Here is a 20,946-nt window from a genome sequence, read left to right on the forward strand (position 1 = left end):
CTGATCAGAACAACAGCGACGACAGGCGATTGCGCGCTGCCACCACCCGCGGATCGTTCGGGCCGATCAGCCCGAAAAGCTCCACGAGGCGCTCACGCACCGGCGTCCGCTCATCGGCGGGAAGAAGGCCAAAGAGGTCGAGAAGCCGCCCGAACGCGTCATCGACGTGTCCGCCGGAGATGTCGAGATCGGCGACCAAGAACTGCGCCTGGACATCGGACGGCGCCGCAGCCGCAGCGCCTCGTGCCTGCTGCAGATCGACTCCCTGCACACGGTCCAGCAGGCGCACCTGTCCGAGACCGGCGCGGGCCTCGTCGTCACGAGGGTTCTCCGCGAGGGCCTTCTCATAGGCCTGGATCGCCGTTGCGAAGTCACCGGTCTCGATCGCTGCGAACGCCTCGGCATGCAACGGAGGAAGCGGGGCCGGCTCCGACGCTCCGTCCTCGCCGGCGGTCTCGGTCGGTTCCTTCGCCCCCACCGTTCCGGTCACGCCATTCTGCGCCGCGACCTGCAAGAGCTGTTCGACGACCTGACGGACCTGCTCCTCCGGCACAGCCCCCGTGAACATCGGCACCGGCTGACCCGCGACGAGCGCCACGACCATGGGGATCGACTGAGCGCGGAAGCTCTGCGCGAGCTGGGGGTTGGCATCGACGTCGACCTTGGCGAGCACCAGGCGTCCTGCGTGCTCGTTGACGACCTTCTCCAGCACGGGACCGAGCTGCTTGCACGGGCCGCACCATTCCGCCCAGAGGTCCACGACGATCGGGACCGTGCGCGACAGCTCGAGGATCTGACCGAACGTCGCATCGGTGACATCGACGATGTACCCGCCGGGCTGGGCCGTCCCGGCATCCTGACCATCGGGGGCGGCTCCCGCCGCCGGACGGTTGCGCAGACTCGACAGGTCGACGGCGCCGCGAAGCGCGGCGGCAGAGATTTCAGTCACTTGATCACTTCCACGTTGAGGAGGTCCTGGTGCACGGCGAGAAGCTTGATCTGCTCGGTCGATCCCTGGGCCGGGACCGCGAAGAACATCTGCAGGCCGTACGTGGTCGTCACGCCCTTCGCAGACTCCTCCACGCCCGTGAGGGCCTTGGCCTCGGGGTTCTCCCCGAACTTGATCACTGCGTCGCCCGAGGTGGGCGTGATCTTCTCGCTGTCGACGAAGGAGACTGCGACGATCGCGCCGCTCTCCAGCGTCGCCAAGGCGACCGGGTCCTGCGCACTCGGCGCGATGTCGAAAGCGAGCGAAGTGGTGTCCGCGGCGTCCTTATCGGCCAAAGCCTGCTTGACGGCCGCACGGCTCTGAATGAGCGAGTCGACAAGCGCGATGCTCACCGGGTCGAAAAGATCGTAGTACTCGCTCTTCTCCCCCGCATCGACGACGTCGGAGAAGGCCGCAGCGAGATCCGCCGGTGCCAGCTGCAGGAATGCTGCCGCGTTCTCGGTGATCAGACTGGTGCCGAGCCAGGCCGGCGCGACCTGCGGAACCTCGGCCGAGGCCTGCATCTCGGCGATGTTGGTGACCTTGTAGTTGGCCCACGGATCGGCCTGCGTCATGGTCAGGATGACGGGAGGCACCGTGTCGTCGCTCTTGCTCTTGCTCAGCACGAGAACGGTGCGCGGCCAGGACTCGGTCGCCTGGGGCAGAAGCACCTCGATGACATCCGTGGGGATGACCGCCGGCAGGGCACGATCGGACAGGGAACCCCGCAGGGTGTAGTCGGTGGTTCGAGCTGCAAGAGCCGCGCCCGCGAGACGAGTCTTCGCGAGTTCGAGGTCGCGCGCCGCATCCGCCTCTTCCAGCGTGGTCGAGACGTTTTGAAGGATCCTCGAGGCCTGGGCGTCGGTGACCGCCGGGGGCTGCTGGTTCTCCGGGGCGATGACGGTCTGCGTCGGCGAGGGGCTCGGGGATGACGAGGTGAAATCGGGCCACGAGTCGCTGGAGCAGCCGGCGATCATCACCGCGGCGAGACCCAGCACGGGGACGGAGAGCACGCGCCTGCGGCGCTGAGCCGTCCATTGCCCGCGTCCGGGCTGCCCGTCCGCCGGGCGCTCGAGGGCGTCGCGGCCGGGCAGAGGTTCGATCGTGAGGTCGATGGGCTCCGTCGCGGGCAGCGGTCCCGGGCCCTTTCGGCGAGGCCCGCGGCCGCGACGCTGATGGCGGATCCCGAGGACGTACATCACGAGACCGGCGAGCATCACAGCGCATCCCACGGCAACCAGCGGGCCCGCCCACGGAGTCGTCGTGTCAAGGGGCCAGGAGACGACGACGTCCTCCGGTGCCGGAGCGGTCCCGTCACGGGCGATGAGCAGACTCATCCCCTCGGGGAGTTGCATGTCGGTGATGAGCTGGTCTGTTTCGTTGAAGGAATGCAGCCACAGATCGGAGCCGACAGGGCTACGACCGACGACGGCTTCTTCGGCCGGCTCAGCGGCGTCCGCCTCTTCGCCATCCTCAGCCGTATCGTCGAGCTCCGGTTCGATCCCGTTGACGACGACGAGACCATCCTCATCGATCGTCGCCGAGTTGTATGCGGCATCCGAGAGCCAGGCTTCGAGATCGGCCGTGCGCCCATAGGCGACGAAGAGCTCTCCCTCGCCACGGACGAACAGCGTCTGCTGGCCCGGCTGCTCACGAAGAACAGCGCCATCCACCAGCAGATAGGGCTGCGGCTCCTCGACGACCAGCGACAGCTCCTGCGTCTCGGGCCCCATGAAGATGGTGCGCTGAGCGATGCCCGCTCCGATGAGAAGCGTGGCCAGGATGAAGGCCACGACGGCCCATACGAAACGCACGAAATGACTCCTTACGTGACCGTGACGCCGAGTCCGGTCTCCGCTCGACGTTTCAGCCTAGCGAACCTCTCTGTGTGTTGACTACGAGAGCTCACGCGTCGCTTCATCGGCAGGTCGGGGCGAACGCTGTCCTCAACCGCATTACTCTGAGGTGCACCCGCAATGAGGAGTCAGTGATGAAGGTTCACAATCCATTCCGCACCGCCCTGGTGGCGACCCTCGGCGTCGGCTTGGGCATCCTCCTCATCGGCAGTTTGGAAACGCTCTCGACCGTTCTCCTCTACGTGGGCACAGCACTGTTCATCAGCCTGGGCCTCGACCCCGTCATCACCTTCCTCGAGCGACGCAGACTCCCCCGTTGGGCGGCCGTGCTCGCCACGATCCTCGGAGTGCTCGCCCTCTTCGCCGGAATCGTGCTCACCGTACTCCCGATCCTCATCGATCAGATCGGCCAGCTCGTCCGCCAGATCACCTTCTTCCTCCAGAGCACCCGCCTCGACGATGTCAAGGACTGGCTCATCGCGACCTTCCCCGGCGTTCGCCGCAGCTTCGTGGACGACCTTTTCCTCAACGCCACCGACTGGCTCACCGAGAACTGGACGACCATCACGGAGAGCGTGGTCACCGTGGGCACCACCATCGTCACGGGCCTGTTCGGCGCATTCATCGTCCTGATCCTGACGATCTATCTGACGGCGTCGACGCCGTCGCTGAAGCGGGCGGTCTATCAGCTCGTCCCCGCATCCAAGCGCGCCCGCTTCGTCGACCTCGCCGAGCAGATCACCGACTCCGTCGGTTACTACGTCATGGGTCAGATCACGCTCGGCGTGATCAACGGGATTCTCAGCGCCATCTATCTCACGATCATCGATGCGCCGTTCCCCGCGGTGCTGGCCGTCATCGCGTTCTTCTTCTCGCTGATCCCGCTCGTCGGAACGCTGACCGGATCGACCATCATCGTGCTCGTCTGCCTGATCCCGGGGCTGGGCTCCCCCGCAACCGCGCTGGCAGCCGGAATCTACTATCTGATCTACATGCAGATCGAGGCCTATGCGATCACCCCTCGCATCATGAGCCGTGCTGTGTCCGTGCCCGGTGCCGTCGTGGTCGTCGCAGCCCTCGCCGGCGGCGCGTTGCTCGGCCTGTTGGGTGCGCTCATCGCGATCCCCGTCGCCGCCAGCATCCTGATCATCTACCGCCAGGTGCTCATCCCCCGGATGAACGAGCGCTGAGACAGCTCAGCCGAGCAGAAGGATCACGCGACGTTCCAGCAGTGGGTGTGCCAGTGACGGCGCGCTTCCAGATCAGCGGCGTCGCCCAGTACGCCATCGGCCCGCCAGACCACCAGATGGGCGGATCCGGAACGCACCGTTCCGCGGCATCCCGGGCAGGTGTAGTCCTTCACCGCACGCTGCGCGGAGACCGGTTGCACAGTCCACTCGTGGCCGCGTCGGGCTTCTGTCCTCTTCCACCCCGCGAGGAGCCGATCGAAAGACTCGTCAGAGCTCGAGCGCTCCGGGCGCCTTCTGTTCGCGCGTCCCATCGTAGCGGGTTACCACCAGTGGTTGTTGGTCCAGAAGGCGTAGGCCGCGGCCCAGCTGCCGTAACGACCGGTCGCATAACCGTTCGCCCAGCGCAGATTGTCGATCGGGTTGTAACCGTTGCCCGGGACCTTGCTGCAGGGCAGCGCCTGAACGAGCCCGCAGGCGCCCGACGAGGAGTTCGTCGCGTTGGGGTTCCAGCCGCTCTCACGAGAGACGATGTAGTCGACGTAGCCCCAGTCGCCCGAAGAGATTCCGGCCGCAGCCATCCACTCCGCCGGCGCTCCGCCTCCGCTGTAATAGAGCGGCCCACCGCCGGTCGTCCCGCCGCTGTCCGACGTATTGGAAGCGGGCTCCGGCTCGGGCTCCGGCGTCGGAGTCGGAGTCACGTAGACCTCGAACGCGCCGCGCTCGACCGGAGCGAATGTCGCCCCCTCGACAGTCACCGAGAGCTGCTGGGTGTCCTTGACAGCCAGCGAGAACGAGGTCTCGACATCATCCGCACTGGAGCCTGCCAGGGCCATGCCCGTCGGGGCCACGACAGCCGCCGCGAGTCCCAGGACCGACAGCGCCGCGAGTATGCCGGAGACCCGACGAGAACGCCGCTTCGCGCCCGGAGAAGGTGATTTTCGGGATGCGAGAGCATTGGGAGCGATAACGTCCCCCGATGATTCGATGTCAGTACCGGAAGTCACAATATCCTCAGTGTAGCCAGCTGCGCCTGAGTCCACCATGAGAACACTCAGCGAACCGCCAGAATCACGTCAATCGCCGCATCGAGCAGTGCGTCGACCTGCTCCTCACGATAACCCCGACGCTGCATACGGAAAGCGGCCGAGCGGAGCTGCTCTGCCGATAGGGCATCCCCATCGCGCAGGTAGCGGACGATGCGTGCCGCGACATGATCGACCTCGTCGACGCGGTACCCGAAGGTCAGAAGGCTGGTGCGCGCGAAGATCTTCCTGTTCGGCCGCGCCAGGTGATCGAGGATGCTCTGGGCCTCACCACGAGCTCTGCTCACCCACGCCTCGGCCCCGAGATCGCGCACCGATCGTTCGCGCTCACGTGCCGCGAAGGCGTCTTCAACTCGTCCCAGCGCCGCATCGACATCGCCGATCACATAACCGTTCTTGACGAGCGGGAATGAGGCGATGCGGATTTCCGCCGCGGTGAGCTCATCGAGATCGTGCTCGAAGCTCTCCCGAGCGGCCGCGAGGAAGGTGTCGACTGCCGCACGGTGATATCCGCGCACACGACCACTCGTCACGCGAAAGGCCGTGGGCGCGTCATCCGGCTCAAAGTCCTTCACATCGGTCTCCGTCTTCGAACTCATCCCGCTACCGCCCAGGGCGACAGCAGGAAGTACAGACTCAGTGCGGGAATCGTCGAGGGCAGGATGCTGTCGAGCCGATCGAGCAGACCGCCGTGGCCCGGGAGCCAGGAGCTCATGTCCTTGATCCCGATGTCGCGCTTGATCATCGACTCCGCCAGGTCGCCCATCGTCGCTGTGAGCAGAATCGCGATGCCGAAGATCGCACCGGCCCACCACGGGAGCTCCAGAAGGGTGAGTGCAAGGACGACACCCACGGCCACGGCCGCGACAACCGCTCCACCGAAGCCCTCCCAGGTCTTCTTCGGGCTGATTCGGGGAGCCATCGGATGCTTGCCGATCGCAACGCCCGCGGCGTAGGCTCCGGTGTCCGAGGCAACCGCGACGGCGATGAAGCCGAGCACCCACCACTGACCGCCCTCCTGAGCGAGCAGCATCATCGCGATACCGGCCAGGAACGGCACATAGATCTGAACCAGACCGCTCACGAGCGCATCGGAGAGGACATCGGCATATGTTCGCTCGTGCCGCGAGAACATCTGGGCGACGAGACGCCACACGATGACGAAGGCCACCGCGAAGATGAGGGCGACCCAGTAGAGCCATGCCGGGGCGAAATAACCGGCCAGCACGAGCGCGGCTGCCGCGATCATCTGCGGGGTCAGGTCGAGGTGGCGTCCCGAAGTGCGCAGCGCACGCGTCAGCTCGAACACACCGAGCAGAGCGATCGCCAGGGCGATGGGGACGAAGAGCTCCTTGATGAACAGCAACGACCCCAGCAGCAGGGCGCCCAGCGCGACTCCGACGAGGATCGCGAGGATCAGATCACGCCCGGTACGGGCCTTGATCCGCTCGTTCGCCTGATCCAGCTGCTCGCGGGCCTGGTTGACATGCGTCTCGAATTCGCCTCGTGCGTGGCGCAGTTGCTCGCGGACGGCGGATCCCGCCGCGGACACCGGCTCCACGGGTTCCGGAAGCGGTGGGCGAGGCGGGATCAGGGCCTCATCGAACGTCGGGGGCTCGACGGAGTCGGGACCGATCGAATCCGGGGTCAGCTCTTCACGCGCCTCTCGCCGCGTGCGCGGGCGGTCGGCGTCGGTGTCACCACGCGAATCGCTCATATCGTGATCAGACCTCGAGAAGCTCGACCTCTTTGCGCTTGAGCGCGTCATCGATCAGATCGACGTGCTGGCGCGTGACAGCATCCAGTTCCTTCTCACCGCGGGCGATCTCGTCCTCGCCGACCTCGCTCTTCAGCGCGTCGAGCTCGTCCTTGGCCTTGCGACGGATGCCGCGGACGTGGACCTTCGCGTCCTCGCCCTTGGTGCGGACGAGCTTCACGTACTCCTTGCGCCGTTCCTCGGTCAGCTCGGGCATCGTGACCCGGACGATGTTGCCATCGTTCGTCGGGTTCGCTCCGAGGTTCGGCATGTCGCGGATCGCCTGCTCGATCGCCTTCAGCGCCGACTTGTCGTACGGCGTGATGATCAGCGAACGGGCCTCGGGGTTCGCGAGGGACGCGAGCTGGGCAAGAGGAGTCGGCGAGCCGTAGTAGTCGACCATCACCTTCTGGAACAGCTGGGGGTTCGCGCGACCCGTGCGAACGGTGGCGAAGTCCTCCTTGGCAGCTTCGACCGCACGCGTCATGCGAGAGGTGGTTTCAGCGAGGACATCCGCGATCACGGTGACTCCTATCGTCAGTGTGTTCTTGCAATTCTACCGGGCTGCACGGCTGTGCCCCGGTCACCGGCACGCCCTCAGGCGGTGACCAGTGTGCCGATCGGTTCGCCCAGAAGGGCACGCGTGACGTTGCCAGCGGGCTCCATTCCGAACACGCGCATGTCCATGTTGTTGTCCATGCAGAGACTGAAAGCTGTCGAATCGACGACCTTGAGCCCGCGCTGCAGCGCATCGCGGTAGGTCACCTTGTCGATGCGCGTCGCCGAGGAATCCTTGTGCGGGTCGGCGGTGTATACGGCGTCGACGCCGTTCTTCGCGACGAGGACCTCCTGTGCGCCGATCTCCAGTGCGCGCTGCGCAGCGACCGTGTCGGTCGAGAAGTAGGGCAGACCGGCTCCGGCTCCGAAGATGACGACGCGCCCCTTCTCCATGTGCCGCTCGGCGCGAAGAGGAATGTAGGACTCGGCGACCTGCGTCATGGAAATGGCGGACTGCACGCGCGTGGGCGCGCCCGCCTGCTCGAGGAAGTCCTGCAGCGCGAGTGCGTTCATGACCGTCCCGAGCATGCCCATGTAATCGGCGCGTCCCCGGTCCATGCCTCGCTGGCTGAGCTCGGCACCCCGGAAGAAGTTTCCGCCGCCGACGACGATCGCGATCTCGACCTCATCGACCGCCGCGGCGATCTCGCGGGCGATCTGGCTCACCACATCGGGGTTGACGCCCAGCTGGCCGGCTCCGAAAGCCTCACCGGAGAGCTTGAGAAGGACGCGGCGGCGTCCGGTGCGTTCAGTCATGGGTGTGATGTCCTCTCGTCCCGATTCAAGATAGTGCCTTCTGGGCATGAAGAAGGGGTTCGGACCCGTATGGATCCGAACCCCTTCAGAATAACTACGCGCCGACCTTGAAGCGCGCGAAGTCCGTCACGGTGATACCGGCGTCCTTCGCCACCTGGGCGACAGAGAGCTTGCTGTCCTTGGCGTAGTCCTGCTCGAGCAGGGCGACCTGCTTGATGAATGCAGAGACACGGCCCTCGACGATCTTGGGCAGAGCCGCTTCCGGCTTGCCCTCGTTGCGGGAGATCTCCGTGACGATCTCGCGCTCCTTCTCGACGGCGTCCGCGGGGACGTCCTCACGGGACAGGTAGGACGGGTTCGCGAACGAGATGTGCTGCGCGATGCTGCGAGCCGTTGCCGCGTCGTCACCCGAGTAGGCGACGACGACGCCGATCTGCGGGGGCAGATCCTTGCTCGTGCGGTGCATGTAGACCTCGACGGCGTCACCGGTCACGGTGCGCACCTGGCGCAGCTCGACCTTCTCGCCGATGATGGCTGCCTCGTCGGAGATCAGGTCCCCGACGGTCTGGGCGTCGACCGATGCGGCCAGGGCCGCCTCGACCGAGTCAGCGCTGACGGCTGCAACAGCATCCGCGACCTTGTCGGCGAGCGCGATGAAACGCTCGTTCTTCGCGACGAAGTCGGTCTCGCAGGCGAGCTCGATGAGCGTGACGCTGTTGCCCTGCTCACGCGAGACGACGAGGCCCTCGCTGGTCGAACGGTCGGCGCGCTTGGCGTTGCCCTTCGCACCCTTCAGTCGGAGAAGCTCGACGGCCTTTTCGCGGTCGCCGTCGGCCTCTTCGAGTGCCTTCTTCGTGTCAACCATTCCGGTGCCGAGCTGCTCACGCAGCGCCTTGATGTCGGCGATGGTGAAGTTGGCCATGGTGGTGGCTCCTTGCTTCGTTAGGTGTGTGTACGCGGAATTACTTGGCGTCGGCTGCGTCAGCGGCCGGAGCCTCTGCCGGAGCCTCAGCAGCGCCCTCGGCCGGAGCCTCGAGGAGCTCCTGCTCCCATGCGGCCAGCGGCTCGGCGTCGCCCGACTCGGGGTTGTGCTTCTTCTGCAGGCCCTCGGCTGCAGCATCGGCGATGACGCGGGTCAGCAGCGAGACGGAGCGGATCGCGTCGTCGTTGCCGGGGATCGGGTACTGGAAGTCGTCCGGGTCGGCGTTCGTGTCGAGGATGCCGATCACGGGGATGCCGAGCTTCTTGGCCTCGTCGATCGCAAGGTGCTCGCGCTTGGCGTCGACGACCCACAGGGCCGACGGCGTCTTGGTGAGGTTGCGGATACCGCCCAGCGACTTGTGCAGCTTGTCGAGCTCGCGCTTCTTGAGCAGCAGCTCCTTCTTCGTGAAGCCCGAAGCAGACGGGTTCTCGTAGTCGAGCTCCTCGAGCTCCTTCATGCGAGCGAGGCGCTTGGCGATCGTCTGGAAGTTGGTGAGGAGGCCACCGAGCCAGCGCTGGTTCACGTAAGGTTGGCCGACGCGCGTCGCCTGCTCTGCGAGAATCTCCTGCGCCTGCTTCTTCGTGCCGACGAAGAGGATGGTGCCGCCATGGGCAACCGTCTCCTTGACGAAGTCGTAGGCCTGGTTGATGTAGTTGACCGACTGCTGCAGGTCAATGATGTGGATGCCGCTGCGCTCGGTGAGGATGAAGCGCTTGCCCTTCGGGTTCCAGCGACGGGTCTGGTGTCCGAAGTGAACGCCAGCATCGAGCAGCTGACGGACGGTGACCACTGCCATGGTCGTCTCCTTTGTGTTGTGGCGCTCGCGCGCCGTTGAGGTTGTTTCGCGATCAGGTGATCGACTGTCCTGGTGCCCGGCGCACACCCGCCCTCTCGCGGAGAGGGACCTGTGGGAGTGAATGCCGCGACATAAGTCGCTCTGGGCACGCGTAGTCACCTCGATACTCGAGGTGCGACTTCCAGTGTACAGGATCGCGATCAATCAACTTCTCCTCCACGGCGGCAGCGTCGGCGCCGGTTCTCCACCAGCGGGGATTGGACGCGGATGCATTCCTGTTCGAGGGCCGATGATCGTGCTCATGCTGTCTTCACACGGCCTTCGCCGCCCTTTCCTCGTGCTGTCGCTGTGCCTTGTTGCGCTCTTCCTCACCTCTGCCGGCGCTGCGCCGGCCCCTGCGTCCTGGCGATGGCCTCTGGACGGCCCGCGCGACGTGATCACAGTATTCCGCGCACCCTCCCATGATTTCGGCCCCGGACATCGCGGGGTCGATCTGGCCTCCTCCGTCGGCGCTGCGGTTCGCGCTCCGGCCCACGGCGTCGTCGCGTTCCGCGGCACGGTCGTCGATCGGCCCCTGCTGACGATCGATCATGGCGGCGGGTTCGTCTCAACCTTCGAGCCGATGGATTCCGATCTCGCCCTCGGGGATGCAATCGTCGCCGGCGCAGAGATCGGTCACGTCGCCACGGGCGGCCACACACCGGCGGGTCAGCTGCATGTCGGGGTCCGATGGAACGGCGTGTACATCAATCCGATGGCACTCTTCGGAGACGCTCCCCGCGCCGTACTGCTCCCCTGCTGCCAGGCAATCACGCCCGCGGATGGGCGAGCCGGTACGTCGCCCTGAGCCTCTCGGACGATACGTGCGTATAGATCTGGGTGGTGCCGAGACTCGCATGCCCGAGGAGCTCCTGCACGGCACGGAGATCGGCACCGCCGTCGAGCAGATGGGTGGCGGCCGAATGCCGCAGCGCATGCGGTCCCACTGCGTCGCTTCCGACGATGGGACCCAGCGCCTCGGCGACGAGCGTGTACACGGTGCGAGGACCGAGCCTGGCACCGCGGGCTCCGAGGAATACCGCCGGTGAGGCCTGTTCGCTCCTCATCTGGAGGGCGCCTCGCCCGCGGGTGAGGTAAGCGTCGAGCGAGTCGCGCGCCGGCAGCCCGAACGGCACCACGCGCTCCTTGCCGCCCTTCCCGAGTACCCGCAGCGTCGCCCGCTCCCGATCGACGTCGTCGATATCAAGGCCGCAGAGTTCGGCAACACGGACACCGGCCCCGTACAGGATTTCGAGGATTGCGTGATCGCGCAGCAGCACCGGGTCGCCGCTCGCCGCTGCCGCGCGACGCGAATCAAGCAGCTCGCGCATGCCGTCCTGGGACGCGACCGCGGGCAGAGTGCGTCCACGCTTGGGCGATACGAGCCGGAGGCTGGGATCGAGGCTGATCAGCTCCTCTTCCTTCGCCCAGGCGCAGAAGGCACGTGCCGTCGACGCCCGCCGAGCCAACGTCGATCGGGCATCGCCGCGCTGCGTTGCGTGCCAGAGCCAGTCCCGCAGCGCTTCCAGATCGACGTCGCCCAATGAAAGCTCCCCGAGATGCGCTCCGAGATCGCGTAGATCAGCATCGTAGGCGCGCACCGTCGCCGGCGACAGCCGTCTCACCTGTTCGATATGGGTGAGGAAGCGCGTCACCGCCGCCCGGAATTCCATGCTTCCAGCATGCCACCCCTCACGCCCGCCGCCATCCTTCGGCACTCTGCGCCGCACGCCCGTCGAGGCCCAGCAGACCGAGTATCCCGCGGACTCTGTCTACCGCGAGTCCCGACCGTGCCGCGATCTCAGCGGGCGGATGCGCCACCCTCCTGCTGAGCGCATCCAGCACCCGAACGGTATCGGGTTCTTCACGATCCTCTGCGAATGACGGCCCGCCCTGGCAGGCTGCGCCGGCACCCATGAGCTCGCGGACCTCTTCGGCGCTGGTCACGCAGTGCGCATCGTATTCGCGCAGCAGCCGATGGCAACCTGCAGAAGCAGCACTGGTGATCGGACCCGGCACCGCCCCCAGCGGCCTCCCCAGCGACGAGGCGTGCCCGGCTGTGTTCAGCGAACCGCTGCGCCACCCCGCCTCGACGACGACTGTCGCCTGGCCGAGCGCGGCGATAATCCTGTTTCGACTCAAAAACCGCCACTTGGTCGGTGCCGCACCGCAGGGAAGCTCGCTGAGGACGACACCGGAAGATCGGATCTGGTCGAAAAGTTGTTGGTGCCCGGCGGGATACGCGCGATCGACTCCCCCGGCGAGCACAGCGACGGTGGCGCCGCCGACTCCCAGCGCAGCGCGATGAGCCGATCCGTCGATTCCGTAGGCGCCGCCGGAGATGACCGCGGCACCGCCCATCGCGAGATCCCCGGCGAGTTCCGCCGCGACACGATCGCCGTATGCGGTTGCTGCCCGCGCACCGACGATGCTCGCGCGTTGCCGCATGTTCAGAATTGCCGGGTCGCCCCGCATCCACAGTGCTGTCGGCGCATGCTCTGCAAGGTCGTCTACAGCCGTCGGCCATGCGGCATCCCCCGGCAGCAGCAGACCGGAACCCGCTTCCAGAGCGCCCCGCAGGGCGTCGTGCACGGCAGCCGGACGCGCACGTGGCATCCATCTCTTCCGCGCTTCGTGAAGCGTCTTCTCGGTCAAGCCGCGCTCGTCGCACGCAACGCGCAAGGCTTCCGCAGCGCCGAGGCGCTCGATCAGCACTCCGGCGACCCCGTCTCCGGGCTCCGTCATGGTGTTCCAGGCGATCCGGGCGATCGTCTCGACGGGATCCTCCCGGTCAGGGCGCAACTGACGCGCAGCGTGCAGGAGCAGGGCGTCCGACATCAGTGCGGCGATCATGCGATGAGTCCTCTCTTGAGAAACAGGGCGTGTCCGAGGTGGTCGGCTCCGGGCCGGTCTGCGCCGGCGATATCGGCGAGCGTCCAGGCGAGACGCAGAACCCGGTCGTATCCGCGCAGGGTCAGCTGTCCGCGCTCGAGGGCGCGGTCCAGGGGCGCCCTGGTGACTGCGGGCACGCGCCACTCCCCCTGACGAAGCCACGCTCCCGACACCTCCGCGTTCACCCGCCAGGGAGTTGCGGACCAACGTCCTGCGGCGGCGATTCGAGCGCGCTCCACCCGTTCTCGCGCCTGGGCCGTCGTGAGGCCCGAGCCAGCAGCGCCCGTCGCGACCGAGGCCGCCACGCGCGTCACCTGCAGGTCGATGTCGATCCGATCTCGGAGCGGCCCTGAGAGCCGAGCGCCGTATCGTCGGATCGCCACGGGCGGACAGATGCATTCGGCATTGCGGACCCCGTAGTTTCCGCAGGGGCAGGGATTCGTCGCGAGGGCTAGTTGGAACTTCGCCGGGAAACGCGCGCGGAAGCCCGCGCGGTCGATCTCGATGCGTCCGGACTCGAGCGGCTGGCGCAGCGCATCGAGCGCGACGCGCGAGAACTCGGCGGCTTCGTCGAGGAACAGAACTCCGCGATGGGCGCGCACGATCGCCCCGGGGCGCACCGCTCGCGATCCGCCACCCACGAGCGCGGCGACCGAAGCACTGTGATGGGGCGCTTCGATGGGCGGCAACCGGTCGAGCGCATCCACGTCTCCTCCGTGGAGCGAGCGGATCGCCGCGACCTCGAGTGCCGCGTCGTCGTCCAGCGGAGGCAGGATTCCCGGGAGCCGCCGTGCGAGCATCGTCTTTCCCGCGCCGGGCGGGCCGCTCATCAACAGGTGGTGCCCGCCTGCGGCCGCGACCACGAGCGCCTCGACCGCCTCGTCCTGACCGACCACGTCGACCAGGTCCAGTGCCTCGTCCTCCCGCGGGGCAGATTCTTCCCGCGCCACAGGCTCCACGTCCGGCACGATGATGTCGGCACCGTGCCACTGCGCCGCTTCGGCAAGACTGCGTGCCGCATGCACATGGACGCCGGGCACCAGACGGGCTTCCTCGGCATTCGCGTAGGGCACGATCACGCGTTCGAAACCGGCTCGCGCAGCGGCGAACACGGCCGGCAGCACCCCGGGAACCGGGCGCAGGCGTCCGTCGAGACCGAGTTCGCCGATATGCACCGTTCGAGAGATCGACCCGGCGTCCAGAACGCCTTCCGTCGCAACAGCCGAGATCGCGACGCCCAGGTCGAACCCGCTGCCGTTCTTCGGCAGACTCGCCGGCGAGAGGTTCACCGTGAGGCGCCGTCTCGTCATGGGCAGTCCCGAGTTCGATACGGCGTTGTGCACGCGCTGCACGGCTTCGCCGAGCGCTTTGTCCGGCAGACCGACGATCCGGAACCCCGGTGTCTGATTCGACACATCCGCTTCGATCTCGACGAGGTGCCCGTCGACGCCGGTGAGCGCGACGGCCCAGGTCCGTGCTGTCCTCATCGCAGATCGACCAGGTGCTCGATCATCGCGGTGGCCGGATCGGCTCCGGTGATCCCGATGATCTCCAGTCTCGGCATCCGTCGGCGTGCGACATCAGGATGATCCGCCGCCCAGGCGAATGCGAGACGCCAGAGCCGATCGCGCTTTCGCCCATCGATCGCGTCGAAAGGATGCCCGAAACCGATGCTCGTCCGGGTCTTCACCTCGACGATGCACAACACGCCATCGCTCTCGGCGACGATATCGATCTCGCCCTGACGACAGCGCCAGTTGCGGTCGAGAATGCGATAGCCGCGGGCCGTCAGGTGGTCGACGGCGCGGTCTTCACCGGCACGTCCGAGGTCGTCTTTCTCTGCCATCCCTCAAGCATGAGACGGGCGGCAAAGCGGTCTGTTGCCCTATGCACGATCTGCGCAGAACAAGCGAGAAGCGCTCAGATGTGGAAAGAAGTCACTTGCCGTCGAGCGAGAGGTCGTCCGGGAGCTCGAACTCGCGGCGCTGCAGCTCTTCCACGTTGACGTCCTTGAAGGTGAGGACGCGCACGGCCTTGACGAACCTGTCGGCGCGGTAGATGTCCCACACCCACACATCCGTCATCGACAGTTCGAAGTAGAAGTCGTTCTCGGTGTCGCGGCGGACGACGCTGACCTCATTAGCCAGATAGAACCGTCGCTCGGTCTCGACCACATACTGGAACTGCCCCACGACATCCCGGTACTCCCGGAAGAGAGCGAGCTCGAGCTCGCGGTCGTAGTCGTCGAACGCCTCGTCATCCATGATGACTCCATCCTATGAGAACAAATGGCGTTCCCGATCAGAACAGCGCCGGTGGCGCGTCGGTGATCGCCCAGGACGCGCGGTGGTGCGGCGTGAGGCCGAAGTCGCGGATGGCCGCGCGGTGATCAGGACTCGCGTAACCCTTGTTGCGGTCCCACCGGTAGGCGGTGTGCGAATCATGCAGATCGGCCATCAGCGCGTCTCGCTCGACCTTCGCGATGACGGATGCCGCCGACACCGAGGCGCAGTCACGATCCCCCTTGATAACGGAGCGGACCTGCAGCGGGACCGGGTGCACCCGGGAGACGTAATCATGGTTTCCGTCGAGGATGACGAGCGCTCCCGCGATGGAGGCTCCCTGCGCCACGACGGCGTCGATCGCGCGGGATGCCGCCAGCCCCAGGGACCGCATGATGCCGACCTCGTCCACTTCGGATGCTGTTGCCCACCCGATTGCGGAGGCCTGGACCCAGGCTGCTGCCCGTTCCGCCATCTCCGGTCGGCGTTTCTCGGTGATCAGCTTCGAGTCGCGCAGGCCTTCGGGGATGCGACGTCGGGCCCCGGCAGCATCCATCACTGCCGCGCCCACCGAGACGGGCCCCGCGAGCGCTCCGCGCCCGACCTCATCGAGGGCGATGATGAGGTCGTATTCCGCGAGGATCTCGCGCTCGAGCGTCAGCGTCGGTTCGATCACCGTCATTGTGCGTCGGGGATGCCGTTGAAGATGTCATGGTGCCCATCGACCGCACTGATCCTTCCGAGCGGCCACGTGATCAGAAAGGCCTTGCCGACGACGTTCTCCAGCGGCACGAATCCTCCGCTGGGGAGATCCTGGTGCGCACGGGCGTCCTGGGAACGGTCACGGTTATCGCCGAGCAGCCAGAGCGCACCCTCCGGCACGGTGACGTCGAAGGGATCGTTGGAGGCCTGCGTGTCGCCTTCGGGAAGGTCCAGATAGCTGAGCTCATCGATCGGCGCGCCATTGATCTCGATCTGGCCGAGCGCGTTGCAGCAGACGACGTGGTCGCCGCCGACGCCGATGATCCTCTTGACGAGGTGGTCCTCACTGTCGGAGGTGGAGAGCCCGATCACCGTCAGCAGCTTGTCGATCCCTTCCAGCAGCGGAGGGCCGGCGGGCTTCTGCACGGCCGGGGGCAGCCATCCGCCCGGATCTTCGAAGACGACGACGTCGCCGCGCTGATATCCGGTCCACCGCGGCGTGAGCTCGTCGACCAGGATCCGGTCGTCGACCATGAGCGTGCGCTCCATGGATGCCGAGGGGATGTAGAAAGAACGCACGATGAACGTCTTGACGAGGAAGGAGACGAGCGCGGCGATGACGATGATCACCAGGACATCCCGCAGGAAGATCCAGAATCCACGCCGCCGCTTGCCGGGGCCGTCCGTGACGGATTCAGAGCTCATCGAATTCCTTTTTGAGAGATCGGTTGCGCACTGGGCGCCATGATCTAGGTTCGCACACTCCCGAAGCGACGAAGCACCCCGGGACGAGTTCGTCCCGGGGTGCTTCGGAGAATCAGCGGAGATCAGTTCTCGCGCTTCTCCTTGATCTTCGCCTTCTTGCCGCGCAGCTCGCGCAGGTAGTACAGCTTGGCGCGACGGACATCGCCGCGGCTGACGATCTCGATGCGCTCGATCACCGGCGAGTGAACCGGGAAGGTGCGCTCGACGCCCACCTGGAAGCTGATCTTGCGGACCGTGAAGGTCTCGCGAACGCTGTCGCCCTGGCGGCCGAGAACGACGCCCTGGAAGATCTGGACACGAGAGCGGCTGCCCTCGGTGATGTTGACGTGAACCTTGACCGTGTCGCCGGGGCGGAAGTCAGGGATGTCGGAACGGAGCGAAGCCGCGTCGACGGCGTCCAGAAGATGCATGATCGTCTCTCTCTGCACCCGCCACAGGTCGAATGCATGGAATATAAGGAATACGTGGGTGTGTGCCGAACGGTGCGGAAGCATCCGTGGACTCCCCTGAGGCAGAGCCTGTTCACGGCACAATCGTCCATTGTGCCATGAATCCGCCCCGCAACCAAAAGGAATCAGTCCCGCCGCGCGGTGTTCTCCTGGATGATGTAGACGTCGTCGACGCTGACCGAGGGTTTCGGCGCGCCGGCCTCCTGCGACGGTGCGGAGCCGCCGACGATCCGGATGCCTCCTCCGCGCAACCGTGCGTCGTTCCACAGCTGCCAGATCATCAGCCAGAACACGCCGACGGCTGCGGCGATCGCTGCGGTCAGCAGCAGACCGAACCATTTCTGCGGGTAGAAGCCGACGGCGATCGTCAGACCATGCCAGACGGTGAAGCCGAGCACGTCCCACCAGGAGGCCATCCGAGCCTCGCGCGCCGAGGTTCTGGCCCGCATCATCAGCGCGAGGACGATCTCTCCGATCAGCACGGAGGGTATCGCGATGAAGAGCACCCAGAGGATCGCCCAGCCACTCGCGTTGAAGACGCCCCAGCCGATCAGCAGCCACAGCGGCAGGATGATCGCCGCGGGGAACGTCCAGCGGTAGATGAATCGGCGCAGCCACATGCACAGCATGCTACGACCTCCACCCATGAACCGGGACGGTGTTCGCTGTGAGCAGGCTCAGCGGACATCGGGGAGAATGGAACAGACGAGAGGAACACGATGATCGAACTGCGCACCCCTGCCGAGATCGACGAGATGCGAGCGGCCGGACGATTCGTCGCCGAGACCCTGGCGACACTGCGCGAGGAGACGAAGGTGGGCACGAACCTCCTGAGCATCGACAAGCGTGCGCACGAGATGATCCGCAAGGCGGGCGCCGAGAGCTGCTACATCGACTATGCGCCCTCGTTCGGCAACGGCCCGTTCGGCAAGGTCATCTGCACCTCGATCAACGATGCCGTGCTGCACGGGCTCCCCCACGACTATGTGCTGCGCGATAGCGACCTCGTGTCGCTCGACTTCGCCGTCTCGGTCGACGGCTGGGTCGCCGACTCCGCGGTCTCGTTCGTCGTGGGCTCCGCCCGCGAGGAGGACCTGCGTTTGATCGATACGACGGAGCGCGCGCTGGATGCTGCGATCGCCGCCGCCACGGTCGGAAACCGTATCGGCGACATCTCGGCATCCGTCGCGGAGATCGCCTACGGCGAGGGCTACTCGATCAACACCGACTTCGGCGGGCACGGCGTCGGCCGCACCATGCACGGTGACCCGCACGTCGCCAACGATGGTCGCGCCGGCCGTGGCTTCCCGCTGCGCGATGGCCTGGTGCTCGCGCTCGAGCCCTGGTTCCTGCAGACCACCGATGAGCTCATGACGGATGCCGACGGCTGGACGCTGCGCAGCGCCGATGGTTCGCGCGGCGCCCACTCCGAACACACTGTGGCGATCACCGCCGACGGCCCGATCGTGCTGACCGACCGGAGCTTCCTCGGCGTCAAATGAGCGCGCGGTAGACGAACACCGCGGTGCGCATGGGCAGTTCGAAGGAGTCCTTGCCTCGCGTGGCCGGGGCGGCGTCGAGGATGCTCCCGATCTCGACGATCTTCCGCTGACGCGTCGCCTCGTCCGCGGTGAGAAAGCTACTCACCGTCAACCAGCGTGCGAGATACGCCTCACGCGTGATCGCCTCGACCCAGGCGATGTCGTGCTGGTATTCGAAGACGAATCCGGGCAGTTCATCAGCCGCGGCATCCGTCGTCGTGTCGCTCTCACCGACGGCGGGGTGGGCGATGCGATGGCAGGCGTAGTCCCACGCGCACGACGGATCGGAGTGATTCCACAGCAGGCCGAGAACGCCACCGGGCTTCAGCACCCGACGGATCTCGGCGCAGGCCGGGTCTCGATCGAACCAGTGGAACGCCTGCGCGACGGTAACGGCGTCGACGCTCGCCCGGTCCAGCGGGATGTCCTCGGCGCCCGCGACACGGGTCTCGATGGCGGGGAGCTTCGCCCGCAGTACGTCGAGCATGGCGACGGACGGCTCGATCGCGATCACGCGGTCAGCGCGCTCGACGAGCAATTCGGTGAATTTTCCGGTGCCGGCGCCGAGATCGAGCACGGCGTTCACTCGCTCCGGAAGGATCGCATCCGCCGCGGCATCCGGAAATCCCGGCCGATACCGGTCGTACTCCTCGCCGATCGACTCGAACGACTTCGCCAGTTGCTGATCCACCATGCCTCGATGCTACTGTCTCGAGGGTCGGACGACTTACGCGAGCTCGATGAGCTCCTGGTAGTCCTGGTTCCAGATGTCTTCGACGCCGTCGGGCAGGATGAGCACGCGCTCGGGGTTGAGCGAGGCGACGGCCCCGGGGTCGTGGGAGACCAGGACGACCGCGCCCTCGTAATGCGCGAGCGCATCGAGGATCTCCAGGCGGGAGGCCGGGTCGAGGTTGTTGGTGGGCTCGTCCAACAGGAGCAGGTTCGCGGACGAGACGACGAGGGTCGCGAGCGACAGACGCGTCTTCTCCCCGCCGGAGAGCACACCGGCCGGCTTGAGGACATCGTCGCCCGTGAACAGGAATGATCCGAGCACGCGACGCGCCTCGGTCTCGGTGATGTGCGGAGCCGCCGAGACCATGTTCTCGAGCACGGAGCGGTCGACGTCGAGGTTCTCGTGCTCCTGGGCGTAGTAGCCGACCTTGAGGCCGTGCCCCGGCTCGAGCTGCCCCGTGTCGGGCTCGTCGACGCCGGCGAGCATGCGCAGCAGCGTCGTCTTTCCCGCACCGTTGAGGCCGAGCACGACGACCTTCGAACCGCGATCGATCGCGAGGTCGACGTCGGTGAAAATCTCCAGCGACCCGTAGGACTTCGACAGGCCGGATGCCATGAGCGGAGTCTTGCCACAGGCTGCGGGCTTCGGGAACCGCAGCTTCGCGACGCGGTCGACCTCGCGCACGTCATCGAGGCCGGCGAGCAGCTTCTCGGCGCGCGCGACCATCTGGTGCGCGGCGGCGGCCTTCGACGCCTTCGCGCCGAAGCGGGCGGCCTGCAGCTGAAGGGTCGTCGCCTTCTTCTCGGCGTTCGCGCGCTCCTTCTTGCGGCGCTCCTCATCGGCGGCGCGCTGGCGCAGGTAGTTCTTCCAGTTCATGTTGTACGCATCGATGCACTGGCGGTTGGCATCGAGGTAGAACACCCGGTTGACAGTCTCGCCGACGAGCTCGATGTCGTGGCTGATGACGATGAGCCCGCCCTTGTAGTTCTTCAGGAACTCGCGCAGCCACACGACGCTGTCCGCGTCGAGGTGGTTGGTCGGCTCGTCGAGGATCATCGTCTCGGCATCCGAGAACAGGATGCGGGCGAGCTCGATACGGCGGCGCTGACCGCCCGAGAGGGTCTTCAGCGGCTGGTCGAGGATGCGATCCGGCAGCGAGAGGTTGTTCGCGATCGAGGCGGCCTCCGCCTCGGCCGCGTAGCCACCGAGTCCTTCGAAGCGCTCCATGAGGTTCGCGAACTTCTTCATGGCCTTCTCGGAGACCTTCGGGTCGTCGGATGCCATGTCCTCGGAGGCCTTCGTCATCCCGAGCTGGATCGTGCCGAGTCCGCGGGCATCGAGGATGCGGGTGCGGGCGAGCATCTCCGGGTCGCCGGTGCGCGGATCCTGAGGGAGGTATCCGAGCTCGCCCGACTTCGTCACCTTGCCGCCCGAGGGCAGCAGGTCACCGGCGAGCACCTTCGTCAGCGTGGTCTTGCCGGCACCGTTTCGACCGACGAGGCCGATCTTGTCGCCGGCGGAGACGCGGAAAGAGACGTCCTCCATGAGCAGGCGGGCGCCCACGCGGATCTCGAGATCGTGCACGGCGAGCACAGCAGACGTCCGTTCTTCAGAGGGA

Annotated in this window: 24 protein-coding genes; 3 read left to right on the plus strand and 21 right to left on the minus strand. The window is 66.4% G+C overall.

The window, feature by feature from the left end; all coding sequences use genetic code 11:
- Nucleotides 1-4 precede the first annotated feature (4 nt).
- Complete coding sequence (locus tag ACWAUG_RS05990) at nucleotides 5-949, minus strand: tetratricopeptide repeat protein (protein WP_298036600.1); 945 nt, start codon at nucleotides 947-949, stop codon at nucleotides 5-7.
- On the minus strand, nucleotides 946-2,802 hold the full coding sequence (locus ACWAUG_RS05995) for a glycosyl transferase (RefSeq protein WP_460801836.1): 1,857 nt from the start codon (nucleotides 2,800-2,802) through the stop codon (nucleotides 946-948). Before ACWAUG_RS05995 ends, ACWAUG_RS05990 begins: the two co-directional genes overlap by 4 nt.
- Nucleotides 2,803-2,978: 176 nt before the next feature.
- Here ACWAUG_RS05995 and ACWAUG_RS06000 point away from each other — a divergent pair, with 176 nt between their 5' ends.
- Complete coding sequence (locus tag ACWAUG_RS06000) at nucleotides 2,979-4,034, plus strand: AI-2E family transporter (protein ID WP_298036604.1); 1,056 nt, start codon at nucleotides 2,979-2,981, stop codon at nucleotides 4,032-4,034.
- 23 nt (nucleotides 4,035-4,057) lie between these two features.
- Here ACWAUG_RS06000 and ACWAUG_RS06005 read toward each other — a convergent pair whose 3' ends face one another.
- The 8 genes from ACWAUG_RS06005 to rpsB all read right to left on the minus strand — a co-directional run bounded on the left by ACWAUG_RS06005 (nucleotide 4,058) and on the right by rpsB (nucleotide 9,925).
- The gene (locus tag ACWAUG_RS06005; RefSeq protein ID WP_298036606.1) at nucleotides 4,058-4,345 is read right to left on the minus strand and encodes a hypothetical protein; all 288 of its coding nucleotides are present in this window, start codon (nucleotides 4,343-4,345) and stop codon (nucleotides 4,058-4,060) included.
- Nucleotides 4,346-4,354: 9 nt separating this feature from the next.
- Nucleotides 4,355-4,882 (minus strand): aggregation-promoting factor C-terminal-like domain-containing protein, encoded by a 528-nt coding sequence (locus ACWAUG_RS06010; RefSeq protein ID WP_460801837.1) that lies wholly within the window; start codon nucleotides 4,880-4,882, stop codon nucleotides 4,355-4,357.
- A gap of 203 nt (nucleotides 4,883-5,085) precedes the next feature.
- Complete coding sequence (locus tag ACWAUG_RS06015; protein ID WP_298036609.1) at nucleotides 5,086-5,676, minus strand: DivIVA domain-containing protein; 591 nt, start codon at nucleotides 5,674-5,676, stop codon at nucleotides 5,086-5,088.
- A complete protein-coding gene (locus ACWAUG_RS06020; protein WP_460801838.1) occupies nucleotides 5,673-6,794 on the minus strand; it encodes a phosphatidate cytidylyltransferase in 1,122 nt (373 codons plus the stop codon). The genes ACWAUG_RS06015 and ACWAUG_RS06020 overlap by 4 nt, the downstream gene beginning before the upstream one ends.
- Nucleotides 6,795-6,801: 7 nt before the next feature.
- Nucleotides 6,802-7,356 carry a ribosome recycling factor gene (frr, locus tag ACWAUG_RS06025; RefSeq protein ID WP_298036613.1) on the minus strand — a complete coding sequence of 185 codons (555 nt, stop codon included), beginning with the start codon at nucleotides 7,354-7,356 and terminating at the stop codon, nucleotides 6,802-6,804.
- Nucleotides 7,357-7,430: 74 nt separating this feature from the next.
- Nucleotides 7,431-8,147 (minus strand): UMP kinase, encoded by a 717-nt coding sequence (gene pyrH / locus ACWAUG_RS06030; protein ID WP_298036616.1) that lies wholly within the window; start codon nucleotides 8,145-8,147, stop codon nucleotides 7,431-7,433.
- A 94-nt stretch (nucleotides 8,148-8,241) separates the two neighbouring features.
- On the minus strand, nucleotides 8,242-9,069 hold the full coding sequence (gene tsf / locus ACWAUG_RS06035) for a translation elongation factor Ts (RefSeq protein ID WP_460801839.1): 828 nt from the start codon (nucleotides 9,067-9,069) through the stop codon (nucleotides 8,242-8,244).
- Nucleotides 9,070-9,109: 40 nt separating this feature from the next.
- Complete coding sequence (gene rpsB / locus ACWAUG_RS06040) at nucleotides 9,110-9,925, minus strand: 30S ribosomal protein S2 (RefSeq protein WP_460801840.1); 816 nt, start codon at nucleotides 9,923-9,925, stop codon at nucleotides 9,110-9,112.
- A 301-nt stretch (nucleotides 9,926-10,226) separates the two neighbouring features.
- On the opposite strand from rpsB, the gene ACWAUG_RS06045 reads away from it, so the two are divergent.
- Nucleotides 10,227-10,772 carry a murein hydrolase activator EnvC family protein gene (locus ACWAUG_RS06045; protein WP_298036624.1) on the plus strand — a complete coding sequence of 182 codons (546 nt, stop codon included), beginning with the start codon at nucleotides 10,227-10,229 and terminating at the stop codon, nucleotides 10,770-10,772.
- Here the strand turns inward: ACWAUG_RS06045 and ACWAUG_RS06050 are convergent.
- The 9 genes from ACWAUG_RS06050 to ACWAUG_RS06090 all read right to left on the minus strand — a co-directional run bounded on the left by ACWAUG_RS06050 (nucleotide 10,735) and on the right by ACWAUG_RS06090 (nucleotide 17,674).
- Nucleotides 10,735-11,637, minus strand: coding sequence for a tyrosine recombinase XerC (locus ACWAUG_RS06050; RefSeq protein ID WP_298036626.1), 903 nt, complete (start codon nucleotides 11,635-11,637; stop codon nucleotides 10,735-10,737). The genes ACWAUG_RS06045 and ACWAUG_RS06050 overlap by 38 nt on opposite strands.
- Before the next feature lie 19 nt (nucleotides 11,638-11,656).
- Complete coding sequence (gene dprA / locus ACWAUG_RS06055) at nucleotides 11,657-12,817, minus strand: DNA-processing protein DprA (protein ID WP_460801841.1); 1,161 nt, start codon at nucleotides 12,815-12,817, stop codon at nucleotides 11,657-11,659.
- Complete coding sequence (locus ACWAUG_RS06060; protein WP_298036631.1) at nucleotides 12,814-14,343, minus strand: YifB family Mg chelatase-like AAA ATPase; 1,530 nt, start codon at nucleotides 14,341-14,343, stop codon at nucleotides 12,814-12,816. The genes dprA and ACWAUG_RS06060 overlap by 4 nt, the downstream gene beginning before the upstream one ends.
- On the minus strand, nucleotides 14,340-14,702 hold the full coding sequence (locus ACWAUG_RS06065) for a YraN family protein (RefSeq protein ID WP_298036633.1): 363 nt from the start codon (nucleotides 14,700-14,702) through the stop codon (nucleotides 14,340-14,342). The genes ACWAUG_RS06060 and ACWAUG_RS06065 overlap by 4 nt, the downstream gene beginning before the upstream one ends.
- A 91-nt stretch (nucleotides 14,703-14,793) precedes the next feature.
- Nucleotides 14,794-15,120, minus strand: a complete 327-nt coding sequence (locus ACWAUG_RS06070; protein ID WP_298036636.1) for a DUF2469 family protein — start codon at nucleotides 15,118-15,120, stop codon at nucleotides 14,794-14,796.
- Nucleotides 15,121-15,157: 37 nt separating this feature from the next.
- Nucleotides 15,158-15,820, minus strand: coding sequence for a ribonuclease HII (locus ACWAUG_RS06075; RefSeq protein WP_298036639.1), 663 nt, complete (start codon nucleotides 15,818-15,820; stop codon nucleotides 15,158-15,160).
- Entirely contained in the window at nucleotides 15,817-16,545 is a 729-nt protein-coding gene (lepB, locus tag ACWAUG_RS06080; RefSeq protein ID WP_298036643.1) for a signal peptidase I, read from the minus strand. The genes ACWAUG_RS06075 and lepB overlap by 4 nt, the downstream gene beginning before the upstream one ends.
- Nucleotides 16,546-16,667: 122 nt before the next feature.
- Nucleotides 16,668-17,015, minus strand: a complete 348-nt coding sequence (gene rplS, locus ACWAUG_RS06085; RefSeq protein WP_298036647.1) for a 50S ribosomal protein L19 — start codon at nucleotides 17,013-17,015, stop codon at nucleotides 16,668-16,670.
- Nucleotides 17,016-17,179: 164 nt separating this feature from the next.
- Nucleotides 17,180-17,674 carry an MFS transporter permease gene (locus tag ACWAUG_RS06090; RefSeq protein WP_298036651.1) on the minus strand — a complete coding sequence of 165 codons (495 nt, stop codon included), beginning with the start codon at nucleotides 17,672-17,674 and terminating at the stop codon, nucleotides 17,180-17,182.
- Between the two features lie 99 nt (nucleotides 17,675-17,773).
- Here ACWAUG_RS06090 and map point away from each other — a divergent pair, with 99 nt between their 5' ends.
- Nucleotides 17,774-18,556: a type I methionyl aminopeptidase gene (gene map / locus ACWAUG_RS06095; RefSeq protein ID WP_460801842.1), complete on the plus strand. Its 783-nt coding sequence runs from the start codon at nucleotides 17,774-17,776 to the stop codon at nucleotides 18,554-18,556.
- On the opposite strand, the gene ACWAUG_RS06100 is transcribed toward map, so the two are convergent.
- Entirely contained in the window at nucleotides 18,549-19,289 is a 741-nt protein-coding gene (locus ACWAUG_RS06100) for a class I SAM-dependent methyltransferase (RefSeq protein ID WP_460801843.1), read from the minus strand. The genes map and ACWAUG_RS06100 overlap by 8 nt on opposite strands.
- 33 nt (nucleotides 19,290-19,322) lie before the next feature.
- A complete protein-coding gene (locus ACWAUG_RS06105; protein WP_460801844.1) occupies nucleotides 19,323-20,921 on the minus strand; it encodes an ABC-F family ATP-binding cassette domain-containing protein in 1,599 nt (532 codons plus the stop codon).
- Between the last annotated feature and the right edge of the window lie 25 nt (nucleotides 20,922-20,946).

The organism is Microbacterium sp. GXF6406 (assembly GCF_054798215.1).